This is a genomic window from Sphingopyxis sp. (genome assembly GCF_035944815.1).
Classification (GTDB): Bacteria; Pseudomonadota; Alphaproteobacteria; order Sphingomonadales; family Sphingomonadaceae; genus Sphingopyxis.
Genome location: NZ_DASZAU010000007.1, coordinates 14,368 through 38,320, shown reverse-complemented (window position 1 = coordinate 38,320; position 23,953 = coordinate 14,368). Strand labels below are relative to the sequence as shown.

Below are 23,953 nucleotides of genomic sequence, written 5' to 3'. Positions count from 1 at the left end.
TTATTTCTTGGCTGCGTCCGGCGCCGCCTTTTCGGCGCCATGGTCCATCGCGCCATGATCCATCTGGATCGTCGCCGTGGCCTCGGGCTGCTTGATCACCATGTCGAAGAGGATGCGTTCGTTATTGTTGTTGGTGAAGACGAACGCCATCGGCAGCTTGCCCGCGCGCACCGCGGCGCCGTTGATGCCCCAGATCATCAGATGCTTGCCGCCCTGCTTGAACACCAGTTCGCCCTTGGCGGGCACCTCGGCGCGCAGCAGCGGCTTCATCGTCATCATGCCGTTTTCCTTGACGCTCTCGTGCATCTCGACGCGCTGCGCGAGATCGGCAGTCACCGCGACGAGCTCGACCGGCTGCGGCCCGCCCTGCACGCGGAAATAGCCCACCGCCGGACGGTCGGGGGTCGCGCCCATCACGATATGGCCGCTGACGACATTGAGCGGCTTTCCGGCGCCCAGATTTTCGCCGCAGCCGGTCAGGCTGAGCGTGGCGGCGGCAAAAGCGGCAAGGGCGAAGGGTTTCATTTTGGGAGGACTCCGTAAAAGCGCGATATTTTCGCTTCCCCGATAAGCCGTGAAAGCCCTTGTGCCAAGGCAAAGCGCACCTATATCGCCCCCATCAAACCCATGGACGGCGTGCCTTTTCAGGGCGCCAAGGAAGCAACAAGGACGTATTATCAATGGCCAAAGTGATCGGGATCGACCTCGGCACCACGAACAGCTGTGTCGCGGTGATGGAAGGCGGGAAACCCAAGGTTATCGAAAATGTCGAAGGCACGCGCACGACCCCGTCGATCGTCGCCTTTGCCAAGGACGGCGAGCGCCTGATCGGCCAGCCGGCGAAGCGCCAGGCCGTCACCAACCCCGAAAACACGATTTTTGCGGTGAAGCGCCTGATCGGCCGCCGCTTCGACGATCCCATGACCAAGAAGGACATGGAGCTCGTCCCCTATACCATCGCCAAGGGCTCGAACGGCGACGCGTGGGTCAAGGCGGGCGGCGAAGATTATTCGCCGTCGCAGATCAGCGCGTTCATCCTGCAGAAGATGAAGGAAACCGCCGAAGCCTATCTGGGCGAGAAGGTCGAGCAGGCGGTCATCACCGTTCCCGCTTACTTCAACGACGCGCAGCGCCAGGCGACCAAGGACGCCGGCAAGATCGCGGGCCTCGAAGTGCTGCGTATCATCAACGAGCCGACCGCGGCCGCGCTCGCCTATGGTCTCGACAAGACCGAGAACAAGACGATCGCCGTCTATGACCTTGGCGGCGGTACGTTCGACATCTCGATCCTCGAAGTCGGCGACGGCGTCTTCGAAGTGAAGTCGACCAACGGCGACACCTTCCTCGGCGGTGAGGATTTCGACAGCAAGATCGTCGAATATCTGGCCGACGGTTTCAAGAAGGACGAAGGCATCGACCTGCGCGGTGACAAGCTCGCGCTCCAGCGCCTGAAGGAAGCCGCCGAAAAGGCGAAGATCGAACTGTCGTCGGCCGCGACGACCGAGGTCAACCTGCCCTTCATCACCGCCGACGCCAACGGGCCGAAGCACCTTGTGAAGACGATCACGCGTTCGGACCTCGAAAAGCTGGTCGAAGATCTCGTCAAGCGCACGCTCGAACCGTGCAAGAAGGCGATCAAGGACGCCGGTATTTCGGCGAGCGAGATCGACGAAGTCGTGCTCGTCGGCGGCATGACGCGCATGCCGCGCGTCCGCGAAGTCGTGAAGGATTTCTTCGGCAAGGAACCGCACACCGGCGTGAACCCCGATGAAGTCGTCGCGATCGGCGCCGCGATCCAGGCGGGCGTGCTGCAGGGCGACGTCAAGGACGTGCTGCTGCTCGACGTGACTCCGCTGAGCCTCGGCATCGAGACGCTGGGCGGCATCATGACCAAGATGATCGACCGCAACACGACGATCCCGACCAAGAAGTCGCAGGTCTATTCGACCGCCGACGACAACCAGTCGGCGGTGACGATCCGCGTGTTCCAGGGCGAACGCGAAATGGCGCAGGACAACAAGATCCTCGGCCAGTTCGACCTCGTCGGCATCCCGCCGGCACCGCGCGGCGTGCCCCAGATCGAGGTGACCTTCGACATCGACGCCAACGGCATCGTGTCGGTCCACGCCAAGGACAAGGGCACCGGCAAGGAACAGCAGATCAAGATCCAGGCCTCGGGCGGGCTCAGCGACGCGGACATCGACCAGATGGTCAAGGACGCCGAGCAGTTCGCCGAAGAGGACAAGACGCGCCGCGAGGCGGCCGAGGCGAAGAACAACGCCGAAAGCCTGATCCACTCGACCGAAAGCCAGCTCCGCGAGCATGGCGACAAGGTCGACGCGGGGCTGAAGTCCGAAATCGAAGCCGCGGTCGCCGAAGCCAAGACCGCGGTCGAAGGCGGCGATCCCGCCGCGATGACCGAAAAAGCCCAAGCGCTCGCGCAGGTTGCGATGAAGCTGGGTCAGGCGATCTACGAGAAGGAGCAGCAGTCGGCCGCATCCCCCGGCGCCGACGACGATGCCGGTACGGCGAAGGCCGACGAAGATGTCGTCGACGCCGAATTCTCGGAAGTCGAAGACGACAAGAAGTAAGAATGAAACTCTCTCCGCCGGGTCCTTCGGGGCGCGGCGGAGTTGAGGGGGCCTTTGGATTATGTCGCTCGACATCGATTATTACGAACTGCTCGAAGTCGAGCGCAGCGCCGACGACGCCACGCTGAAGGCGAGCTACCGCAAGCTCGCGATGAAATATCACCCCGACAAGAATCCGGGGTGCGACGACAGCGAAGCGCGTTTCAAGGCGATCAGCGAAGCCTATGACTGCCTGAAGGACCCGCAGAAGCGGGCGGCCTATGACCGTTTCGGCAAGGCGGGGGTCAATGGCGGCGCGGGCGGTTTCGGCGGCGGCAATGGCGCCGATTTCGGCGACATCGGCGATATTTTCGAATCGATCTTCGGATCGGCGTTCGGCGGTGGCGGGCGCCAGCAGCGCGGCCCCGCGCGCGGGGCGGACCTGCGCTACGACATGGAAATCAGGCTCGAGGACGCCTTTGCCGGCGTGACGCGCGAAATCCAGGTCGACGTCGCGGCGCGCTGCGACACGTGCGACGGGTCGGGCGCGAAGCCGGGCACGCAGACCAACCGCTGCACCACCTGCGCCGGGCATGGCAAGGTGCGCGCGCAGCAGGGCTTCTTCATGGTCGAGCGCACCTGCCCGACCTGTCAGGGCGCGGGCGAGGTCATCGCCGACCCGTGCAACGCCTGCCACGGCGAAGGCCGCGTCGACCGGCGCAAGACGCTCACCGTCAACATCCCCGCGGGGGTCGACGAGGGCACGCGCATCCGCCTGTCGGGCGAGGGCGAGAGCGGCGCACGCGGCGCGGCGCCCGGCGACCTCTACATCTTCCTCCATATGGCGCGGCACAAGGTGTTCGAGCGCGAGGGCACGACGCTCTTCACACGCGCGCCGATCAGCTTCACCACCGCGGCCTTGGGCGGCGAGATCAGTATCCCGGGGCTCGACGGCAAGAAGCACGACATTTCGATCCCTGCGGGCATCCAGTCGGGCAAGCAGCTCCGCCAGCGCGGCGCGGGCATGCCGGTCCTGAACGGCCGCGGCCACGGCGACCTCGTCATCCAGATCGACGTCGAGACGCCGACGAAGCTCACCGCGCGCCAGAAGGAACTGCTCTGCGAGTTCCGCGAGACCGAGACCGGCGAGGAATGCCCGGCAAGCCAGGGCTTTTTCGGCCGTATCAAGGAAATGTGGGACGATCTGACGGATTGATCGGTCGGATCCACCCTATCTTCGTCATTCCTGCAAAAGCGGGGATGACAAATTTGGCTATCCGATCTCGCCGCGCAATTCGTCGATCAGCGCCTTCACCTTCGGCAGCCGATCCTCCTCCTCATCGAGGATCGCGTGGAAGGCGCGGCGCTTGATCGCCTTCAATTCGTCCGCGGGCACCGCGCCGTCGCCATTGACGCTGCTCGCGACGATGTCGATCAGCCGGTCGGCGCCGTGGAGGCGGCCCCAGAGATAGTCATTCTCGCGGTAGGCGCGGCTGAAAAAGGCGCCAAAGCTGTTGAATTCGACCCCCTTCAGCATCGCCGCCGCGCCGCCGGTGCGGATCGCGGTCGCGTCCGACGGCGAGATGCGGTCGATCTTGATCGGGTCGAATTCGTCGAACCCCTCGCCCTGCAGCAGCGGCAAGGTCGCGATGTCGTAAAAGGGATAGCCCAAATAGGCGAAGAGCATCGTCCGCCGATCGTCCTTCGGCAGCCTGGCGAGCGCCGCCGCGATCACCTCGTCGGTTTCGGCATCGAGCGCGACGAGGTCGCGCCGCGCCGCGATCGCATCGATCCACTGGCCGGGCTCGGTATCGGCGGGCACGTCGAGGTCGGCGAGCCAGGCATCACCCTCGCGCTCGAGATACTGGCCGAGCGCGGCGAAGATCGTCTCGCGCATCTCTTCGCACACCGGGTCGCGCTTCTCGCGCGTCGCCTCGACCGACGCGTCGAGTTCGCGCGCCAGAAAGCGCAGGCGGCGAATGCGAAAGCCGAGGTCGTGGGTGCGGAAAAATTCGATCGCCTCGCTGCTCGCGCCCGCGCCTTTCTTGCCCGAAATCCGGTCGAGCCCGCGCGCGCGCGCCTCGGTCCACATCGCGATGCGGCGGTTGATCACATGCACCGGCCCTTCGGGCGGGACGAGGCGGTCGACGATGTTCGCGAGCTCGTCGATCACCGCCGACAGCTTGAGATGGCCATAGGGCGCGAAGGCGAAACCCGCGCGCGCCGCCGCCTGATCCTGCGCCTTCGCACGCCATTTCGCGAGCCGCGCCGGGGTCGGCGTGTCGAGGAAGAAGGTCGTGCCGAACAGCGCCGCCACCTGCTCTTCGACCTCGACCTTCATCGCGTCGATGATGTGCTGCATGCGGCGGATGCGGCGCGACATACCCTCGATCATTTCGATATTCTCGCGGATCGGCTGTTCGCGCGGGATCGCCGACAGCGAGCCGAGGATCGTCGGCAGGAAGCCCGGAAGCTGGCCCTGTTCGGTCGCCTCGCCGGGCTTGCCGACGCTGATCGCCTTATAGTCGGGCTTCGGATCGATATAGATGAAGCGACGGTCGATCTCGCGCCGCGCCGGGCGCTGCTTGAGCGCGGCGATCGCCGGACGGAAGGGCGCATTCGCCAGAACCGCGCCGTCGATGAGCACGCGGTCGGCGGGATCGCTCTCGGGCACGCGCGGCAACTGCGCGCGGATGAAGGCGTCGCGCCCCGGCCATGCGACCCCGCGCTTTTCGAGCGCCCGGTCGAGCTCGCGGAGGGTAAAAGGCGGGAAAGCGCCCGGAAAGCTCGCGGTCGCGCGCGCCGCGGCGACCAGCCCCGGCATATCGTCGAGCCGTTTGCCGGCGCGGCCATTCTGCCGGAAATGCATCATCAGCCGATGTTCCTGCTCGGTCACGCGCGGCGGGCTGTTGAGCGTCAGCTGCTCCTTGTGCCCGGCGAAATCGGTGACCGAGACGATCAGGTCGACCGGCTGTTCGGCGGGCACCAGCGGCGGTCCCTGCGGCGCCGCGTCCATCGCGTCGAAGGCATCGAGCAACAGGTTCGAGAAGGTCTCGCCCCCGAAGGGCGGTTCGAACCAGCGCGCACGCACGAAGCGCGACAGCTTGGCGCGCACCTCGTCCTGCGCGCCCTCGCCGACGGTGCGGTCGATGGCGTTGCCGCGCCGCTTCATCGCCCAGCCGGCGATCGGGACCGCCCAGAATTTGGTCATCGCCGACAGCGGCCGCGCGTCGGGGTCGAGCAGGCTGTCGACGTCGGCGTCCTTCAGCCAGAGTTCGGTCAGCGGGTCGAGCGACTTGCCCGTCGCGAGCGCGCGCGCGAGGAAGATGCCGTTGATCCCGCCCGCGCTCGCGCCCGCGACGATGTCGGGCAGGACGCGGAGCTTGACGCCGCCATGGGTCGCGATCGCCGCGAGCAGGTCGCGATAGACGCCGCCCGACCCCGCGATCCCCGCGCCATCGTGAAAGGCGCGCGACGCCGCGGCGAGCCGCCAGATCTCCTTGGTGATGCCGTGCATATAGACGGCGAGGCTGATGCCGCCGTAGCAAATCAGGGCGAAGCGCAGTTCCTTTTCCCGCATGGCCAGCCTGATAGCGCGGATCGGGGGGCGGCGTCACCCTTTGCGCGGAGGTGTCGGCTTTGGGGTGGTGAGCTCCCACTCCCAATATTCGTCATCCCGGACTTGATCCGGGATCCATCGCGGCGCTGAAGTCGTGGCCCCCGGATCAAGTCCGGGGTGACGACGATGGATAGGGCAGATTCCAGTCCCAACCTACCGCGCACAGCCGAAACCCCTTGCTTTTGCGAATGGTTCGCACTAGCGGCCGCTTCCGAAAAGGGAGCTCTCCGAATGAATCGCAAATTTGTCCTCGCCGCGCTCGCGTGCACGGTGCTTTCCTCGCCCGCCTTTGCGCAAGACACCGCGCCCGTCGCCGATGACGCCGAAGGCGAAGGCGCGATCATCGTCACCGCCGCGCGCACGACGCTGCCGCCGAACGCACTGCCGCTGACGATCGACGTCATTTCGCAGGAGAGTCTGGATCAACAGGTCGCGGTCTCGGGCTCGGTCATCGATGCGGTCGCCAACCTGACGCCCAGCTTTTCGCCGACGCGCCAGAAACTCTCGGGCTCGGGCGAAACGCTGCGCGGGCGCTCGCCGCTCTACGCGATCAACGGCATTCCGCAGTCGACGCCGATCCGCGACGGATCGCGCGACGGTTATACGATCGATCCCTTTTTCCTCGATCGCGTCGAGCTGATCTATGGGTCGAACGCCTTGCAGGGGATCGGCGCGACCGGCGGCGTGGTCAATCAGGTGGTGATCAAGGCGCCGCGCGAAGACGGCCTCTCCGGCCGCGTGCTGCTACAGGGATCGACGGGCAATTTCGAAAGCAACAGCTTCGGCGGCAAGGTCGGCGGATTGCTCGCCTATCGCCAGGGCGCGTTCGATGTGACCGGCGGCGTCGCCTATGAAACGCGCGGCCTCTATTATGACGGCGCGGGCCGCCGCGTCGGCATCGACAACACGCAGGGCGATGTGCAGGACAGCAAGAGCCTGAGCTTCTTTGCGCGCCTCGGCTATGACCTGTCATCGACCGCCCGCATCGAACTGTTCGCCACGCGTTTCAACCTCGAGGGCAATGGCGACTGGATCCAGGTCGCGGGCAACCGGGCGACGGGTCTTCCCACCAGCTCGAAGCGCGGCGACATTGAGGGCGAAGCTGCCTCCAACCGCGTCGAAACGGTCAATCTGACGCTGACCGATACCGATCTTGGCGGCGGAAACCTGATCTTCCAGGCCTTTTTCAACCGGTCGCGCGATATCTTCGGCGGCGATGTGAGCGCGACCTTCCAGGACGCCAGCATCGCACCCGTCGGCACCCTGTTCGACCAGTCGGCGAACCGCTCGCGCAAGCTCGGCGCACGCGTCAGCTATGAACGGCAGTTTTTCGAAGCACTCAATGTCACGCTCGGGTTCGACTCGATGTGGGACAAGACCCAACAGGGTTTGCTCGCGACGGGACGTTATTGGGTCCCGCCCACGACCTTCCGCACGCTCGCCCCGTTCGGCCAGGCCAATCTCAAACTGTTCGACGGCGCGGTACGCGTAGCGGGCGGCGCGCGCTGGGAGAATGGCCAGCTCAAGGTCGACGATTATGTGACACTGGCCTCCTATAATTCGGCCCGCGTCAGCGGGGGCACGCGCAATTTCGACGATCTGCTGATCAACGGCGGCGTGATCGTCGAGCCTGTGCAGGGCATCCGGGCCTACGCCAGCTATGCCGAAGGCTATTCGATTGCCGACGTCGGCCGCATCTTGCGGGCGGTCAACGGCGCGACCCAGCCGAATTTCCGCATCGAGGATGTCAACGTCACCCCCGTCATTTCCAACAACCGCGAGATCGGCATCGAGATCAAGCGCGGACCGCTGGATGCCAGCGCGTCCTATTTCTGGTCGACGTCGAAAGACGGCGGCCTGTTGGTTCTGAACAGCGGGGGCGTCTACGACGTCCAGCGCCAGCGCATCGAAATCCAGGGTTTCGAAATCAATCTTGCGGTCGAGCTTCCAGTGGACGGGCTGAAGCTTGGCACCGGCTATGCCCATCTGTCCGGCCGCACCGACAGCAACAAGGACGACAAGGTCGATATCGACCTCGACGGCGCGAATATTTCGCCCGACCGCGTCAACCTCTGGGCCAGCTACAACAGCGGACCGGTATCCGCGCGCGTGCAGGCGGGCCTCTATCTCGACCGCCGATTCGACGGTGCGCCGGCCAATACCGCCTTTTCGGGCTACACACTGACCGATGCGGTTCTGCGCTATGAGCTGCCGCGCCTCGGCGGGATCACGCTGGCGGCTTCCAACCTGTTCGATGTCGACTATGTCACCTACAACAGCCAGACGATCCGCTCGACCGTGGCGGCGACCGACAATGCCCGCTTCTTTACCGGACGCGGACGGACGTTCACGCTTGGTTGGGACTATCGCTTCTAGGATCCGGTGCTTCCGACATGATGAAATTGCTCGACACCCTCCACCGCTGGACCGGCGGCCTCATCGGCCTCGTGCTCGCGCTGCTCGGGCTGTCGGGCACGATCCTGCTCTATGACTATCTGTGGATCGGATTTCCGGGGACCGGCGATCCGCTGCGCGGCGACCTTGCAACGGTCGCCGCGACCACCGAGCGGCTGATGGCAACGCCCGGCGCGCAAGGCATCATCTATGCCGACGAACGTTTCGGGCTACACCAGCTGCGCTTCGGCAAGGATGCCGGCGGCTATGCGAACCAGTCGGGCGAGATCGTCGCGCGCTGGGCGAGCCAGTGGGAGCGGCCCGAGCTCTGGATCTTCGATTTCCACCACCATCTGTTCACCGGCGACAGCGGCGAATGGGTGATCGGCATCGCGGGGCTGTGCGGTCTCTTCTTCGTGATCAGCGGCGCGATCCTGTGGTGGCGTACCCGCAAGACCTTCCAGCTCCGCCTGTGGCCGAAGCGGATGAGCCGCCCGTCGATCGTCATGCACCACCGCGACCTCGGCATCGTCGTCGCCCCCTTGCTGCTGATCTCGATCGTCACCGGCACGATGATGATCTTCCGCCCGTTCGCGCTGGGTGTCGTCGCTCCCTTCGGTCCGGTTGCCGAGACCGCAAAGGCGCTCGATCCGCCGAAATACAAGGGCGGCCTGCTGGCGGGCAAACCCGACTATACCGCGATGCTGACCGAGGCGCGCCGCCGTTTTCCCGACGCCGAATTCCGCATCCTCAGCCTGCCGCGCAAGCCCGGCGACCCGATCAGTCTGCGCATGAAACAGCCCGCCGAATGGCTGCCCAACGGCCGCTCGACGCTGGCGTTCGACGCCGCGACGGGCGAGTTGCTCGGCGCGCGCGACGCGCTGAAACTCGCCCCCGGTGCGCAGGCGTTCAACATGGCCTTCCCGATCCACGCGTCGAAGGTCGGCGGCTGGGCATGGCGCATCCTGCTGACGATCTCGGGCCTTGCGATGACGATGCTCGGCAGCCTCGCCGTGTGGACCTTCTGGTTCAAGCGGCCGAAGCCCGCAAAGCGTCCGGCCAAGAAGGCCGCGCTCGCTTCCACCTGACCACCTTCGTCACCCCGGACTTGATCCGGGGTCCATACCGCGGGCGCCGGAATGGATGCCGGATCAAGTCCGGCATGACGAAAGAATGGAGCGCGCTGCTCCCCCGCGCTTTCCTATTTTACCGGCAGCCCTATATCCTGCCCAGCCCATGACCCGCGCCCGCGTCCTTCTTTTGACCGCCGCCCTCGGCCCGCTCGACTATCGCGTGCCTTATGGCAGCGAAGCCCCGCTGGGCAGCGTCGTCGTCGTGCCGCTGGGGCCGCGGCGGATGGGCGGTGTGGTGTGGGAAGACGCGAGCTTCGGCGCGCCCGAGCCCGTCGGCGACAATCGGCTGCGCAACCTGTTCGAGGTCGTGCCGGTGCCGCCGGTGCCCGCCCCCTTGCGCAAACTCGTCGAATGGACGAGCGATTATTATCTGGCGCCGCCGGGTTCCGTCCTGCGCATGGTGCTCCCCGGCGTCGCTTTTGCCGACGCGCGGCGCCCGATCGTCGAATATCGCGCCACCGGCGCCCTGCCGGCGCGGATGACGCCGCAGCGCACCGTCGCGCTCGAAAAGATCGGCGAGCGACAAGGGATCGTGCGCGAACTCGCCGCTATGGCCGAAGTCAGCGAGGCGGTGATCCGCGGGCTCGTCCAGACCGGCGCGCTCGAAGCGGTGAGCGTATCGGCCGACCAGCCCTACCCCGAGCCCGACAGCGGTTTTGCCCCGCCCGACCTGTCGGACGAACAGACCGCCGCCGCCGGGCAGCTTCGCGGCGCGGTCGCAGCGGGCAAGTTCGAGACCTTGCTGCTCGACGGCGTCACCGGATCGGGCAAGACCGAAGTCTATATGGAGGCGATCGCCGCCGCGATCGACGCGGGCCGGCAGGCGCTCGTCCTGCTTCCCGAAATCGCGCTCACCGAACCGATGCTGACGCGCTTCGCCGCGCGCTTCGGCTGCGAGCCGGTCGCCTGGCACAGCGGGCTGCGCTCGACCGAACGCCGCCGCGCCTGGCACAGCATCGCCGCGGGCGAGGCGAAGATCGTCATCGGCGCGCGTTCGGCGCTGTTCCTGCCCTATGGCAATCTGGGCGTGATCGTCGTCGACGAGGCGCACGAGACGAGCTTCAAGCAGGAGGACGGCGTCCATTATCACGCGCGCGACGTCGCGGTGATGCGCGGGCATTTCGAGGGGCTGCCAGTGATCCTCGCGAGCGCGACCCCCGCGCTCGAAAGCCTCGCGATGGTCGAGGCCGGACGCTATCGCCACATCCGGCTCCCCGCGCGCTTCGGCGGCGCGACGCTACCCGATCTCACGGCGATCGACATGCGGCAGGATCCGCCCGACCGCGGCCGCTGGCTCGCGCCGCCGCTCGTCGACGCGCTCGCCGACCGGCTCCAAAAGGGCGAGCAGAGCCTGCTGTTCCTCAACCGCCGCGGTTTCGCACCGCTGACGCTCTGCCGCACCTGCGGGCACCGCATCCAGTGCCCGAACTGCACCGCATGGATGGTCGAGCACCGCCTCGTCCACCGCCTCGCCTGCCACCATTGCGGCCATGTCATGCCGCCGCCGCGCCTCTGCCCCGAATGCGAGGACGAGGACAGCCTCGTCGCCTGCGGCCCCGGGGTCGAGCGCGTCGCCGACGAGGTCGCGCTGCGTTTTCCCGAGGCGCGCGTCGCCATCGTCACATCGGATACCTTGTGGTCGCCCGCCAAGGCCGCCGAGTTCGTCGACAATGTCGAGGGCGGGCTGGTCGACATCATCATCGGCACGCAGCTCGTCACCAAGGGTTATCATTTCCCGAACCTCACCCTCGTCGGCGTGGTCGACGCCGACCTCGGGCTCGACGGCGGCGACCTGCGTGCATCCGAGCGCACCTTCCAGCAGATCGCGCAGGTCGCGGGGCGCGCGGGGCGCGGGGTCAAGCCCGGCGAAGTGCTCATCCAGACACGCGTGCCCGAGGCGCCGGTGATGGCCGCGCTCGTCGCCAACGACCGCGACGGCTTTTATTCCGCCGAGGCCGCGGCGCGGAAATTTGCCGGCGCGCCGCCCTATGGCCGCTTCGCCGCGCTCGTCATCTCGTCGGAGGATATCGAGGTCGCGCGCGGGCAGGCGCAGCGCTTGGGGGCGAAGGCCCCCGTCGCCGAAGGCCTCGCGGTCTATGGCCCTGCCCCTGCGCCGCTCGCGATGCTGCGCGGGCGTCACCGCTTTCGCCTCCTCCTTCATGCCCCGCGCAGCTTCGACCTGCAGGGGACGATCCGCGAATGGGTGAACAGCGTCGACTGGCCGTCGAAGGCGCGGCTGGCGATCGACATCGATCCCTACAGCTTTGTCTAGCCGATAGAGGGCTTTACAGACCGCGGGCACGCTGGCAGCATCGACGGATACAGCCGGGGGGAGGCCGTGAATGTCGAGAAACCAAGCGGGCATGCTGGCCGGGTTCGCCCTGTTGCTGTCGGCATCGCCGGCCGAGGCGAAATGGCTCCGCGCCGAAACCGACAGCTTCATCATTTACAGCGAAGGCGGCGAAAAGCCGCTGCGCGAATTCGCCGCCAATCTGCAGCGTTTCGATTCGACGCTGCGCTTCATTTTCAAGACCGCCTATCAGGGCGAGGATAATCGCCTGCCCATCTATCTGCTGCCGACGCCGGCGGATGTGGCCGAACTCGCGGCGGGTTCGCGTGGCGCGTCGATCGCGGGCTTCTACCGCCACGACCGCGACGGCAGTTTCGCACTGTCGCACCGCGAGCGGGGGGCGGTCGATCCGGCGCTCGGGACGCCGATGTCGCAGCAGGTCCTTTTCCACGAATATACGCACCACTTCATGAAGCGGCATCTGCGCGCCGCCTTTCCGGCCTGGTTCATCGAAGGGTTCGCCGAATATCATTCGACCGTCGATTTCAACAAGGAAGGGCGCGCCGAACTCGGCAAGCTCCTTTACAGCCGCGCTTACGGCCTGCTGCGCATGCCCAAGATCCCGGCCGAGAAGCTGCTGCTCGAACAGCCGCGCGAGATGCGCAACCGCGGACAGACCGACGTCTATTACGGGCGGGCGTGGATATTGACGCACATGCTGTACCAGAGCGAAGCGCGCAGCGGCCAGATCGGCGCCTATGTCGCGGCGATCAACGCGGGGACCGACCCGAAGCAGGCCGCGACGCAGGCGTTCGGCGATCTCGCACAGCTCGACAAGGACCTCGACCGCTATATCAGCGGCAAACTGTCCTACAGCCTGACGCGCGCACCGATTCCGGTTGCGACCAACATCGTGATCCAGCCGGTCGCCGCCGACGAGGATGCGGTGATCGAAGCGCGGCTGGAGCGGCTCAACGCGCGCGGCAGCGCCGAACGGACGACGAAGGCGCGCGACGCGCTGCAAAAGCTGGTCGCCGCCGACCCCGCGAACGCCGAAGCCCAATATGAATATGCCGCTGCCGAATGGGATATGGACGACGATGTCCGCAGCCTTGCCGCGGTACGGGCGGCACTCGACAAGACGCTCGCCGCGAAGCCCGACCATGTCCGCGCCAATGTCCTGCTCGGGCGCCTGCTGCTTCACGAACTCGATGCGAAGGGCGAGGATGATCCGCGAGTCTGGCAGGAGGCCCGCAAGCCGATCCAGCGCGCCAACCGGGTCGATCCGCTCGACCCGGTGCCGCTCTATGCCTATTTTCGCAGCTTCCTCGACGAAGGGAAGCGGCCGAGCGAACCGGCGCTGAAGGCACTCGAACGCGCATTCGAGATCGCACCCGAAAATATCGAAGTCCGGGTTGCCTATGCGTTCGCGCTCGCCAATCGCGGCGACTTCGATGCGGCGCTGGCGCTCGCAAAGTCCGTCGCCTTCGACCCGCACGACAATGGCCGCGGCGAAGCGATGCTCAAACAGCTGGAGTCGATGCGCGACGCGCGGGCGAAACGCGGCGCCAGCGAGACGGCGGACGAAGCCGATGCGGACGACACGGCCTGACGGCGCGCGATGATCGGAAACCTCCGATCATCGCACCTCCGGCCTTTTCAATAATCGGGTTCGGTGCCGCCCATCACCTGCGCCGCCTGCGCCGCGAGCCAGGCCATGGCGGCGGCCCAGGGCTGGTGCCCGTGGCTGATCCGCGCGACGCCGAGCCCCGCGAGTTCGCTGTGCGTCGGGCCGCCCTTGCCGCGCAGGATATTGACCGGCAGCGGCGAGCCTTCGCAGATCGCGCCGATGCATTTCGGATCGAGCAGGAAGGGCACGAAGAGCGATCCCGCCCCCGCATCGGCATAGGCGCGGGCGCGTTCGAGCGTCGCGGCGACGAGCGCATCGCCGTCCTTCGCCGCATCGGCGCCGCGAAAGGTGTCGCAGCGCGCATTGACGAAAATGCCGGTGTCGGCGGCGGCACGATAGCGCTGCACCGCCTCGGCGACGGCGAGCAGCTCGGTCGCGCCGGGCAAGCGGTCTTCCATATTGATGCCCGCCGCCCCGGCCGCTTTCGCCCGCGCGACCGACACGCCGACCGCCGCCGCATCGGCACCATAACCCGATTCCATGTCGATCGTGACCGGCAGGTCGGTGACCGACAGGATGCGATCGAGATTTTCGAACACATCCTCGAGCGGGAAGTCCTCGCCATCGGCGCGCCCCTGCGCGCCGGCGACGCCGAAGCTGCCCGTCGCGATCGCTTTCGCGCCCGCGCCCGCGACCGCCTTCGCGCTCCCCGCATCCCAGATATTGACGAGGATCAGCGGATCGCCGGGAACGTGCAACGCGCGGAAACGGTCAATCTGATCGGTCATGCAAAAACTCCTTCGGGATCAAGGTCGATGGATAGATGGTTCAGACGATCGCGGTCGCCGGTGCCCCGCCGAAAACCTGTTCATGGCCGCTTCGGGTGTCCATATATTCGCGAATACGCCGAACGCGCGAGCCCTGCATTTCAAAAATGAAGACATAGTCGAGCGCGTAGTTGCGCCCACCCACAAGCTTCGCGATCTGGCGCTGTTCGAATACGACGCGATTGTCCTCGGCGATCAACGAGATCGGTTCGATCCGCATCCCGTTGCAAAAAAGCCGCGGATAATCGTCGAGGATGAAGCGCACGATCGCATCGGCGCCGATCATATGGTGCGTCGCCCCCAGCGCAAGCGTGGTCGCATTGCCCGGCGGTGCGCGCCATTCGGCGTCGTCGGTCAGTACGGCGCGAATGCGGTCAGCGTCGCGCGTCGCGAAAGCCTGCCACACCCCGAGCGCGGCCTGTTTGCTATCCATGGGAGACTCGCTTCAAAATTCGTCGAGCGCGGCTTGCCCCGGCACGCCTTCGCGGCGGAGCAGCTCGTCCTTGATCGGCAAGCCATAGGCATAGCCGCCAAGCGAGCCGTCGCTGCGCACGACACGGTGGCACGGGATCAGCACCGCGACATTGTTCGCGCCGTTCGCGCTCCCCGCCGCGCGTACCGCCTTCGGCTTGCCCACCGCGGCGGCGATATCGGCATAGCTGCGCGTCTCGCCCGCAGGGATCTTGCGCAGCTCGCGCCACACGGCTTCCTGAAAGGCCGTCCCCTTCACGTCGATCGGGATATGGTCGAACCCGTTCACCGGCGCCTCGACCGCGTCGACGACCTGTTTGAGCAAGGCCGCGAATTCCTCGCCCCCCTCGACCAGCGTCGCCGCCGGAAAGCGCTCCTCCAATGCCTCGCGCCCTTCATCGAACGACAGGCGGCACACGCCCTTCCCGGTCGCCGCGACAAGCATGTCGCCGAGGCTGGTCGACACGACCGCCCAGTGGATCTCGGTGTCCTTGCCGCCGTTCACCCAGGCCGACGCCGTCATCCCCATGCGCCCTTCCATATTCTCATAAAAACGCGACGGTCCCGAAAAGCCCGCGTCGTAGATCGCATCGGTCACCCGGCCGCCCTCGCTCAGCGCCCGCCGCGCGCGTTCGTCGCGCAAGGCGCGGGCATAGGCGGCGGGCGACAGGCCGGTGTGGCGTGTGAAGACGCGCTGGAAATGCGTCGGCGAATAGCCGGCGTGCGCGGCAAGGTCGGCGAGCGCGAGCGGCTCCTCGCTTCGCTTGATCGCGGCGATTGCCTTGATCACCGCGCTGTCGTCGCGCGCGACATCGTCGGGCAGGCAGCGCTTGCAGGGGCGCAGCCCCGTCGCCCGCGCCGCAGCGCCGTCGGCGAAGAAGCGGACATTGTGGCGCAAGGGATGGCGCGCGGCGCAGCTCGGCCGGCAATAGATGCCGGTGGTCAGCACCCCGGTGACGAAACGGCCGTCCTGCGCCTTGTCACGCGCCTGCACCGCTTCCCAACGCTCGTCGTCGGTCATGGCCGTGAAGTCCATGGTCAATTCCTCTCGATCCGCGCGGCGAAGCAGCCGTACGCGGCGTTGTGGGCATCGATATAGGAAATGGTGTCGTCGGCGAACAGGTCGCGGATCGCGCCATCGGCCTCGCCCGGCCCCGCGAGCCGCGCGGTCCGCAGCATCCCGCCCGCATCGAAGGCGCGCAGCGCGAGCGGGCGTCCCTCGAACACCGGCGGCAATTCGTCGCGGTAGCTCGCCGCCTCGACCCTCGGTCGTACATAGATCGCATAGGCGCTGCGGTACGGCGTTTCGACGTCGTGGCTGGTGTGATGGAGCAGGATCAGTTCCTCGCCGGCTTTCGCATCCTCGAGGCTGATGCGGCACGGAAAGCCGCGGTCGGCGGTTGCAGTCACACGGCGCGCATTGTTCGCGGCGAGTTCGGCGTCGTCGAGCGCAAAGAGCGGCGCAAAGCGTTCGGGGCTCAGCCCCTGGATCGAATAGGTCATCGGAACATCCTTTCCCGGTTGTCGAACCTTCAATGCCACCGCGCGCTTCGTGCCGCGTCCCGATGCTTGCGTTCAAACATTCGGCCCCGATATTCTGGCTTAGTGTGTTACTGTATTATATCATTGACTCACCAAGGCAGAAGGCGCAGTCTCCCGGTACAAATCGGGGAACCCGCCATGGCCACCATCGACCGATCGACAGCACATGCACGGCCCGCGCGCCGTATCGACTGGCTCGGGCGCAGCGCGACCTTCTGCTATCTCGCCATCGCTGCTGGCCAATTGCTCTTCGTCGCCTTCATCCTGCTCTATTATTACCCCCCGACGCTGACCGGCGATTTTGCCGCGTGGAATGAAAAGCCGATCATCAAGGGCTTCGTTGCGGGCGACACCGCGGGCAATCTCTTCTTCGCCGTGCATGTCCTGCTCGCGGCGGTCATCACCTTCGGCGGGCTCGTCCAGCTCGTCCCCGCGATCCGGAACCGCAGGCCCTTGCTCCATCGCTGGAACGGGCGGCTGTATATGATATGCGCGGCGGCGCTCGCGCTCGGCGGACTATGGATGACGTGGGGCCGGGGAACCTGGCTCAACTATGTCGGCGCGATCGGTATCACGCTCGACGCGTTGCTGATCACCGGCTTCGCCGCGCTCGCCTGGCAAGCGGCGCGCCATGGACAGTTCGCCGACCATCGCCGCTGGGCGATCCGGCTGTTCGCGGTCGCCAGCGCAGTGTGGTTCATGCGCGTCGGCTATATGGCGTGGGGGCTCGCGACCGGCGGCGCGGGGATCGGCAAGGCGATGGACGGCCCGTTCGACCTCTTCCTCGCCTTCGCCAACTCGCTGCTGCCGCTCGCGATCGCCGAACTCTATCTCCGCGCCGGGGCGCGCGGGACCCCGCTGGCGCGGCGGGTGACCGCGGCGCTGCTCGGCGTGAGCGGGCTCGTCATCCTCGCCGGCAGCGCGGGCGCGTGGATGGTGATGTGGGGCCCCTACATCTAGCTGCGCTTGCCTTCGCTTCGCGGCTGGCTAGTGTGCGCGGCATGACCCGCCTCCTTGCGCTGCTGCTCGCCCTCCTCACCTTCGCCCTTGTCTCGACGGTCCCCGCCCGCGCCGCCGACGATATCAGCGCCGCGTCGCGCAGCGTCGTGCGCGTCGTCACCGTCGCGATGGTCGATGGCGAGGTCGTCGGCTTCGGCCATGGCAGCGGCATCGCCATTTCGCCGACGCGGATCGTCACCAACGCGCATGTCGTCGAATCGGCCGCCAAATATCCGGGCAATGTCGCGCTCGGCGTCGTCCCGTCCGAAGGGCAGAAGAGCTACGCCGGCAAGCTGATCGCGATCGATACCGCGCGCGACCTGGCGCTGGTCGAGATTACCGAGGGGCGCCTGCCCGCCGCCGCCGTCTATACCGGCCCGCTCGATTCGGGCGCCGATGTCGTCGCGCTCGGCTATCCGGGCAACGTCGACCTTGCGACCGCGCGCAGCGCCAATGACTATATCACCCCGCGCACGCCGACGCGCAGCGAAGGCAATATGTCGAACATGCAGGCGGTCGACGGGGTCGCGATGCTGATCCACACGGCGAAGATATCGCGCGGCAATTCGGGCGGCCCGCTGGTCGACCAGTGCGGGCGCATCGCCGGGATCAACACTGCGATCACGCGCGCCGACGACGGCGATTCGCCTTTTGCCTTCGCGATTGCCGGGCGCGAGTTGACGCGCTTCCTGACGGACGCGGGGCAGGAATATGCCAGCGTCGGCACCCCGTGCCTGTCGATGGCCGAAGCCGATGCGCGCGACCGCGCGGCGATGGACGCCGAAGCGCGCGCGAGCGAACAGGCGAATGCCGCGAAGGAAGCCGCTGCGCGGCTCGACCGCGAACTCAAGCAGGCACGCGCCGAGGAAGACGCGCTCGCCTCGCGCGAGAATCGCATAGCGCTCGCGGGCGTGCTGTTCGTGATCGGCGCGCTCGCCGCGGGCGCCGGCCTGATGTTCTACAACCAGAAGAATCTGCGCAACGCGAAGATCGCAGGCGGTGCCGGCGCGGTGCTGGTGATCGGCGCCGCGATCCTGTTCGCGACGCGCCCCGACGCGCACGCCGAAATCGCCGACGAAGCCGCCAAGGCGACGACCGCAGCGGCACCGACGCTCGCACAGGGAAGTTTCCTCTGCACGATCCGCCCCGACCGCAGCCGCATCACCGTGTCGGCGACGACCGACGTCCCGATCAGCATCGGCAAGGGCGGCTGCGTCAACGGCCGCACCCAATATACGAGGGGCGCCGACGACCGCTGGCAGCGCATTCTTGTCCCCAACGAAGAAGCGACCGTCACCGTCGCGTCGATCGATGCATCCGGACGCGATTATCGCGTCGACCGCTATCTGCTCGATGCCGAAACGATGACGAAGGCGCGCGAGACGCGCGCGGCGATCACGCTCAAGAGCTGCACCGCCAATCCCGACGAGCTTGCGGGGCTCGCGGCGCAGCAGGACGCGATCCGCAGCGCATTGCCCGCCAGCCCGAACGAACGGCTCGTCTATCGCTGCCAGCCCGCGTCGGGCGCGGCGATCAAACCTGCAGCCGCGCCTTGAGCCGGTATCCCGCGCCGGCGCCGATCCAGATATAATTGCTCATCATCTCGCCCGCGAACTGGCCGTCGACCGTTCCCACCTCGAGCTGCAGCGGATCGCCGGGCTTCGCATAGCCATAGGAACAGGTCTTGCGGTTCCACAATGCCGACACGAGCGCATCGCGATAGAGGATTGCATAACGCTTGTCGGTGATCGGTGCATAGGGCGCGCGGCTGCCAACGATGCGGAAGCCCGCCATATAGGCGTCATCCACCACCCCGCAGAGCCCGGCACCCTCGCGCGTTACGGCCATGCGAAGCTCGGCGGCGAGTGCGGGGCTGTCGCTGAGCGCGGTCAGCTGGCGCACCTGCACCTTGTCCCCCGCGCCTTCGCTGAACCAGGTCATGATGCGGCAGGTGTGCGCGGCGACGTCGGGGTCGTGGCACTGGATCCGGCCCGCGCGCGCCTCAGCCAGCGGATCGCCGACGGGCCTATACGCCGGGTCGATATCGAAATTCGGCCCCGAAAGCAGCAACAGCGCAGCAAGCATGGACATGGCGGCTCTCCTCGTCCGCCATGGTCGCCCCGAGAGGTTGACATCGCGTTAGCCGGTCAGGGCAGACCGTCGACCCACTGCGTCAATATCGCCTGCGCCGGCGCGGTATAGGCCAGCTCGTGCCCCGCGCCGGCGACGAGGCGTGCGGTCGCATCGGGCGCCGCGCGGCGCAACCGCTCGAGATTGTCGGGCCTGACCAGCGTGTCGCCCTCGCCGTGAAGCAGGAAGATCGGCGCCGCGACCCGCGCCAGCTTCACCGCATTGTCGAAGCGGTCGCGCACCAGCCAGCGCGGGACGAGAGGTACCTGGCCCTGCACCACCGACGGCAGGTCGGAGAAGCCCGATACGAGAATCAGCGCCGCGACGCGGTGCCGCACCGCGATTTCGGTCGCGGGTCCCGACCCGATCGAATTGCCGACGACGACGATATGGCGCGGATCGACCCCGGCGCCCGCAAGCCAGCGCATCGCCGCCTCGCCGTCGCGATAGAGCGCCGCTTCGCCCGGCGATCCTGGGTTGCCGCCATAGCCGCGATATTCGACGAGCATCAGCCCGTGCCCCGCCGCCGCAGGCCCGCGCGTCGCCTCGATCGCGCCAGCCATATTGTCGCCATTGCCGTGAAAGAAGAGAATCGTCTTCTTGCCCGCCGCCGCCGGCCGATAAAAGGCCGTGAGCCGCAGGCCGTCGTCGGTCTGCGTGTGGACGATCCGGAAACCCGCCGGCGCCGCGCGCGGATAATCGGAGGGCGCGGGAAACAGGATGCGCCGCTGCTGCGTGTAAAGCAGCGCCGCCGCGACGAGCAGTGGCACTAGCAGGAAGAGCAGCAGGTTGATCGCGACCTTCATCCCCGGCGCAGCTCCAGCGCGTCGCGGATATGGATCGCCGCTTCGGCGGGCTCGACCGCACCCGTATCGACCTCGACCGCCGCCGCGATCGGCGGATAGGCGAAAGCGCCCTTCGCTTCGAGTTCGCTCAGCAGCGCGAGCGACGACAATTTGCCGCTCGCCTGCCGCGATGCCGCCTCGACCCGCGCGGCGACCACTTCGGGCGCGCAGGTCAGCGCGACGAAATCGACGCGCCCGCCTGCCGCCTCGACTAGCGCGACGACGCGTTCGGGGAAGTCGGGCGCGACGCTCGCCTCAGGGTGGAATGTGAAGATCAGCGAACTCCCTTCCTCGGCCGCAGCGCGGAACACGTCGATCCACATCGCCTCGCGAAGCTCGACGAAGGCCGGACTGCCGAACGGAAACACCGCGAGCAGCGCGTCGACGACGAGGTGATTGTGGAACAGCGGCAAGCCCGTGAGCGCCGCCAGTTCGCGCGCGACGGTCAGCTTGCCCGACGCCGCGGGCCCGTGGATGAAGACGAGCCTCATCCCCCGCACGCCTTGAACAGCATCAGCGTCCGCTCGCGCGCCAGCTCGCTCGACGCCTCATGATAATCCTTGCGGCGGTCGCTGTTGAAGCCGTGGTTCGCGTCATAGACGAAGATCTGCGCGGTCGGATGATCCTTCGCGATCAGCGCCTCGACGCCCTCCATCGGGATGCCCGCGTCATAACGACCGAAATGCGCGATCGTGGCGCATCCCGGCGCCTGATCGGCGAATTGCGTCGGAACGAGGCCGCCGTAATAGGCCGACGCCGCGGCGAGGTCGGGGCTGATCTGCGCCATCCGCCAGGCAACCGATCCGCCATAGCAATAGCCGGTAATGAAAACCGGCCCCTTCGCTTTCAGGGCGTCGATGCACGTCTGTGCATCCTTCAGGCTCTGCTCGAACGGGTGCAGCTCGCGCGCCAGCTGTACCGCGCGTTCGAACTGCGGCCCCGAATAGTCGCTCTCGAACCCCGGATGCTCGCGATCGAACAGCGCGGGCGCCAGCACTTCATAGCCGTCGGCGGCATATTCGTCGCAAAGCTCGCGGATATGGTCGGTGACGCCGAAGATTTCCTGGATGAGCACGAGACCGCCGCGCCGTTCACTTGTCGGCTGCACATGATAGACGGCGACCTCGGCGCCATCGTCCATCGTCATCCGGATCATCTCGCCCATCGCTCGCCCTTCCTTGCGGTCATATTTTTCGCTTCCATCGTCCCTATCGCGCAAGGGGCCAAAAGCAATCGCGGCACAACCTTGCATTGCAGCAAAATCGTTGCTACGCGCGCCCCGACTTTGCAGCGGGGGGCATTTCCGGATGCCGGGAAAATCCGCGCAGCCATCCCCCTCGGGATCGTAGAAAAGGACTTTCGCGCGTGGAGAATTCCGGCGGCATTCAGGGCAACATCACGGCGGGCCTCGCGGGCCGCTATGCCAGCGCGCTGTTCGATCTGGCCCGCGAATCGAACGCGATCGACGCGGTGGCAAAGAGCCTCGCGACGCTGAAGACCGGTATCGCCGATTCGGCCGACCTCGCGAATCTGATCGCCAGCCCGGTCGTCAGCCGCGCCGACGCCGCGAACGCCATCGGCGCGGTCGCCAAGTCGCTCAAGCTCGATTCGCTGACCGCCAAGTTCCTCGGCGTGCTCGCCGAGAACCGCCGCCTCGCCGACCTGCCCGGCATGATCGACGCCTTTGCCGCGATCGTCGCCGACCACCGCGGCGAAGTGACCGCGAAGGTCACCAGCGCGCACCCGCTCACCACCGAACAGGTGAAGGCGCTGACCGCGAACCTCAAATCCCGTGTCGGCCGCGACGTCACCGTCGCGACGACCGTCGACCCCGCCATTCTCGGCGGCCTCGTCGTCCAGCTGGGCAGCCAGCTGATCGACGGCAGCATCCGTACCCGTCTTAACAGTTTCGCCCAGGCGATGAAGGGCTGAACGCCCGTACGCCAAACTGCCCGATGAAAGGCTGAATAATGGAAATCCGCGCCGCTGAAATCAGCAAGGTCATCAAGGACCAGATCGCCAATTTCGGGACCGAAGCCACGGTCAGCGAAATCGGTTCGGTGCTCTCGGTCGGCGACGGCATTGCCCGCGTCCACGGCCTCGACAATGTCCAGGCCGGTGAAATGGTCGAATTCGCCAATGGCGTGAAGGGCATGGCGCTCAACCTCGAAGCCGACAATGTCGGCATCGTGATCTTCGGCTCGGACAGCGAGATCAAGGAAGGCGACACCGTCAAGCGCACCGGCACGATCGTCGACGTTCCCGTCGGCAAGGGCCTGCTCGGCCGCGTCGTCGATGGCCTCGGCAATCCGATCGACGGCAAGGGCCCGATCAAGGCCGACAAGCGCATGCGCGTCGAAGTCAAGGCGCCGGGCATCATCCCGCGCACCTCGGTTCACGAACCCGTCCAGACCGGCCTCAAGGCGCTCGACGCCCTCGTCCCCGTCGGCCGCGGCCAGCGCGAACTGATCATCGGTGACCGCCAGACCGGCAAGACCGCCGTCGCGATCGACACCTTCATCAACCAGAAGCAGGCGAACGCCGGCGACGATGAATCGAAGAAGCTCTATTGCATCTACGTCGCCGTCGGCCAGAAGCGTTCGACCGTCGCGCAGATCGTCCGCCAGCTCGAAGAAAATGGCGCGATGGAATATTCGATCGTCGTCGCCGCGACCGCTTCGGAGCCAGCTCCGCTCCAGTATCTCGCGCCCTACACCGGCGTGACGATGGGCGAATTCTTCCGCGACAACGGCATGCACGCCGTCATCGTCTATGACGATTTGTCGAAGCAGGCTGTCGCCTATCGCCAGATGTCGCTGCTGCTCCGCCGCCCGCCGGGCCGCGAAGCCTATCCCGGCGACGTTTTCTATCTCCACAGCCGCCTGCTTGAGCGCGCTGCAAAGATGAACAGCGACAATGGTTCGGGTTCGCTCACCGCGCTGCCGATCATCGAAACGCAGGCGGGCGACGTTTCGGCGTACATCCCGACCAACGTGATTTCGATCACCGACGGCCAGATCTTCCTCGAAACCAACCTGTTCAACGCGGGTATCCGTCCGGCGATCAACGTCGGCCTGTCGGTGAGCCGCGTCGGCTCGGCCGCGCAGACCAAGGCGATGAAGAAGGTGTCGGGCTCGATCAAGCTCGAACTCGCCCAATATCGCGAAATGGAAGCCTTTGCGCAGTTCGGTTCGGACCTCGACGCCTCGACGCAAAAGCTGCTCAACCGCGGCGCGCGCCTGACGCAGCTCCTGAAGCAGCCGCAGTTCCAGCCGATGCCGTTCGAAGAGCAGACCGCGTCGATCTTCGCCGGCACCAACGGCTATCTCGACAATGTCGCGACCACCGACGTGTCGCGTTACGAACAGGCGATGCTCGCCTATCTGCGCAGCGATCATGCCGACGTGCTGAAGACGATCCGCGACACCAAGGACCTTGGCGACGACGCCAAGAAGGGCCTTGTCGCGGCGCTCGACGCCTTCGGCAAGATTTTCGCGTAAGCC

General features: G+C 66.5%; 20 protein-coding genes. 10 read left to right on the top strand and 10 right to left on the bottom strand.

Going from position 1 to position 23,953, the window contains the following annotated elements:
* The gene (locus tag VGU00_RS09940; RefSeq protein ID WP_327468017.1) at window positions 1-525 is read right to left on the bottom strand and encodes a copper chaperone PCu(A)C; all 525 of its coding nucleotides are present in this window, start codon (window positions 523-525) and stop codon (window positions 1-3) included.
* A 155-nt stretch (window positions 526-680) separates the two neighbouring features.
* On the opposite strand from VGU00_RS09940, the gene dnaK reads away from it, so the two are divergent.
* Together dnaK and dnaJ are read left to right on the top strand one after the other, a co-directional pair.
* Window positions 681-2,591: a molecular chaperone DnaK gene (dnaK, locus tag VGU00_RS09935; protein ID WP_327468015.1), complete on the top strand. Its 1,911-nt coding sequence runs from the start codon at window positions 681-683 to the stop codon at window positions 2,589-2,591.
* 61 nt (window positions 2,592-2,652) lie between these two features.
* Window positions 2,653-3,786 (top strand): molecular chaperone DnaJ, encoded by a 1,134-nt coding sequence (gene dnaJ / locus VGU00_RS09930; RefSeq protein WP_327468014.1) that lies wholly within the window; start codon window positions 2,653-2,655, stop codon window positions 3,784-3,786.
* A 57-nt stretch (window positions 3,787-3,843) separates the two neighbouring features.
* Here the strand turns inward: dnaJ and VGU00_RS09925 are convergent, their stop codons facing one another.
* Window positions 3,844-6,150: a patatin-like protein gene (locus VGU00_RS09925; protein ID WP_327468012.1), complete on the bottom strand. Its 2,307-nt coding sequence runs from the start codon at window positions 6,148-6,150 to the stop codon at window positions 3,844-3,846.
* Window positions 6,151-6,420: 270 nt separating this feature from the next.
* Between VGU00_RS09925 and VGU00_RS09920 the strand changes: the two genes are divergently transcribed.
* From VGU00_RS09920 to VGU00_RS09905, 4 genes are all read left to right on the top strand, one after another.
* Window positions 6,421-8,565, top strand: coding sequence for a TonB-dependent receptor (locus VGU00_RS09920; protein WP_327468010.1), 2,145 nt, complete (start codon window positions 6,421-6,423; stop codon window positions 8,563-8,565).
* A 20-nt stretch (window positions 8,566-8,585) separates the two neighbouring features.
* Window positions 8,586-9,671, top strand: a complete 1,086-nt coding sequence (locus VGU00_RS09915) for a PepSY-associated TM helix domain-containing protein (RefSeq protein ID WP_327468253.1) — start codon at window positions 8,586-8,588, stop codon at window positions 9,669-9,671.
* A gap of 148 nt (window positions 9,672-9,819) precedes the next feature.
* A complete protein-coding gene (locus VGU00_RS09910; RefSeq protein ID WP_327468008.1) occupies window positions 9,820-11,988 on the top strand; it encodes a primosomal protein N' in 2,169 nt (722 codons plus the stop codon).
* A gap of 70 nt (window positions 11,989-12,058) precedes the next feature.
* Window positions 12,059-13,618 carry a tetratricopeptide repeat protein gene (locus VGU00_RS09905; protein ID WP_327468006.1) on the top strand — a complete coding sequence of 520 codons (1,560 nt, stop codon included), beginning with the start codon at window positions 12,059-12,061 and terminating at the stop codon, window positions 13,616-13,618.
* 47 nt (window positions 13,619-13,665) lie between these two features.
* Here VGU00_RS09905 and VGU00_RS09900 read toward each other — a convergent pair whose 3' ends face one another.
* Genes VGU00_RS09900 through VGU00_RS09885 form a run of 4 tightly spaced genes read right to left on the bottom strand, consistent with a single transcriptional unit; the run spans window position 13,666 to window position 16,437 of the window.
* Window positions 13,666-14,424 carry an isocitrate lyase/phosphoenolpyruvate mutase family protein gene (locus VGU00_RS09900; protein ID WP_327468004.1) on the bottom strand — a complete coding sequence of 253 codons (759 nt, stop codon included), beginning with the start codon at window positions 14,422-14,424 and terminating at the stop codon, window positions 13,666-13,668.
* A gap of 40 nt (window positions 14,425-14,464) precedes the next feature.
* Window positions 14,465-14,896 (bottom strand): nuclear transport factor 2 family protein, encoded by a 432-nt coding sequence (locus VGU00_RS09895; RefSeq protein ID WP_327468002.1) that lies wholly within the window; start codon window positions 14,894-14,896, stop codon window positions 14,465-14,467.
* Window positions 14,897-14,908: 12 nt separating this feature from the next.
* Entirely contained in the window at window positions 14,909-15,970 is a 1,062-nt protein-coding gene (gene ada / locus VGU00_RS09890; protein WP_327468000.1) for a bifunctional DNA-binding transcriptional regulator/O6-methylguanine-DNA methyltransferase Ada, read from the bottom strand.
* A 2-nt stretch (window positions 15,971-15,972) separates the two neighbouring features.
* Window positions 15,973-16,437, bottom strand: coding sequence for a DUF1203 domain-containing protein (locus VGU00_RS09885; RefSeq protein WP_327467998.1), 465 nt, complete (start codon window positions 16,435-16,437; stop codon window positions 15,973-15,975).
* Window positions 16,438-16,614: 177 nt separating this feature from the next.
* On the opposite strand from VGU00_RS09885, the gene VGU00_RS09880 reads away from it, so the two are divergent.
* The gene (locus VGU00_RS09880; RefSeq protein WP_327467996.1) at window positions 16,615-17,436 is read left to right on the top strand and encodes a DUF2306 domain-containing protein; all 822 of its coding nucleotides are present in this window, start codon (window positions 16,615-16,617) and stop codon (window positions 17,434-17,436) included.
* Window positions 17,437-17,477: 41 nt separating this feature from the next.
* The gene (locus VGU00_RS09875; RefSeq protein ID WP_327467994.1) at window positions 17,478-19,031 is read left to right on the top strand and encodes a serine protease; all 1,554 of its coding nucleotides are present in this window, start codon (window positions 17,478-17,480) and stop codon (window positions 19,029-19,031) included.
* On the opposite strand, the gene VGU00_RS09870 is transcribed toward VGU00_RS09875, so the two are convergent.
* From VGU00_RS09870 to VGU00_RS09855, 4 genes are read right to left on the bottom strand one after another with little or no spacing between them, the layout of a single operon-like run.
* A complete protein-coding gene (locus VGU00_RS09870; RefSeq protein ID WP_327467992.1) occupies window positions 19,009-19,566 on the bottom strand; it encodes a hypothetical protein in 558 nt (185 codons plus the stop codon). The genes VGU00_RS09875 and VGU00_RS09870 overlap by 23 nt on opposite strands.
* Before the next feature lie 56 nt (window positions 19,567-19,622).
* On the bottom strand, window positions 19,623-20,411 hold the full coding sequence (locus tag VGU00_RS09865) for an alpha/beta hydrolase (protein WP_327467990.1): 789 nt from the start codon (window positions 20,409-20,411) through the stop codon (window positions 19,623-19,625).
* Window positions 20,408-20,941, bottom strand: a complete 534-nt coding sequence (locus VGU00_RS09860) for an AAA family ATPase (RefSeq protein ID WP_327467988.1) — start codon at window positions 20,939-20,941, stop codon at window positions 20,408-20,410. Before VGU00_RS09860 ends, VGU00_RS09865 begins: the two co-directional genes overlap by 4 nt.
* Window positions 20,938-21,615 carry a dienelactone hydrolase family protein gene (locus VGU00_RS09855; protein WP_327467986.1) on the bottom strand — a complete coding sequence of 226 codons (678 nt, stop codon included), beginning with the start codon at window positions 21,613-21,615 and terminating at the stop codon, window positions 20,938-20,940. Before VGU00_RS09855 ends, VGU00_RS09860 begins: the two co-directional genes overlap by 4 nt.
* Window positions 21,616-21,815: 200 nt before the next feature.
* Between VGU00_RS09855 and VGU00_RS09850 the strand changes: the two genes are divergently transcribed.
* Both VGU00_RS09850 and atpA read left to right on the top strand, forming a co-directional pair.
* Window positions 21,816-22,382, top strand: a complete 567-nt coding sequence (locus VGU00_RS09850) for a F0F1 ATP synthase subunit delta (protein WP_327467984.1) — start codon at window positions 21,816-21,818, stop codon at window positions 22,380-22,382.
* 38 nt (window positions 22,383-22,420) lie between these two features.
* Entirely contained in the window at window positions 22,421-23,950 is a 1,530-nt protein-coding gene (gene atpA, locus VGU00_RS09845; protein ID WP_327467982.1) for a F0F1 ATP synthase subunit alpha, read from the top strand.
* Window positions 23,951-23,953 lie beyond the last annotated feature (3 nt).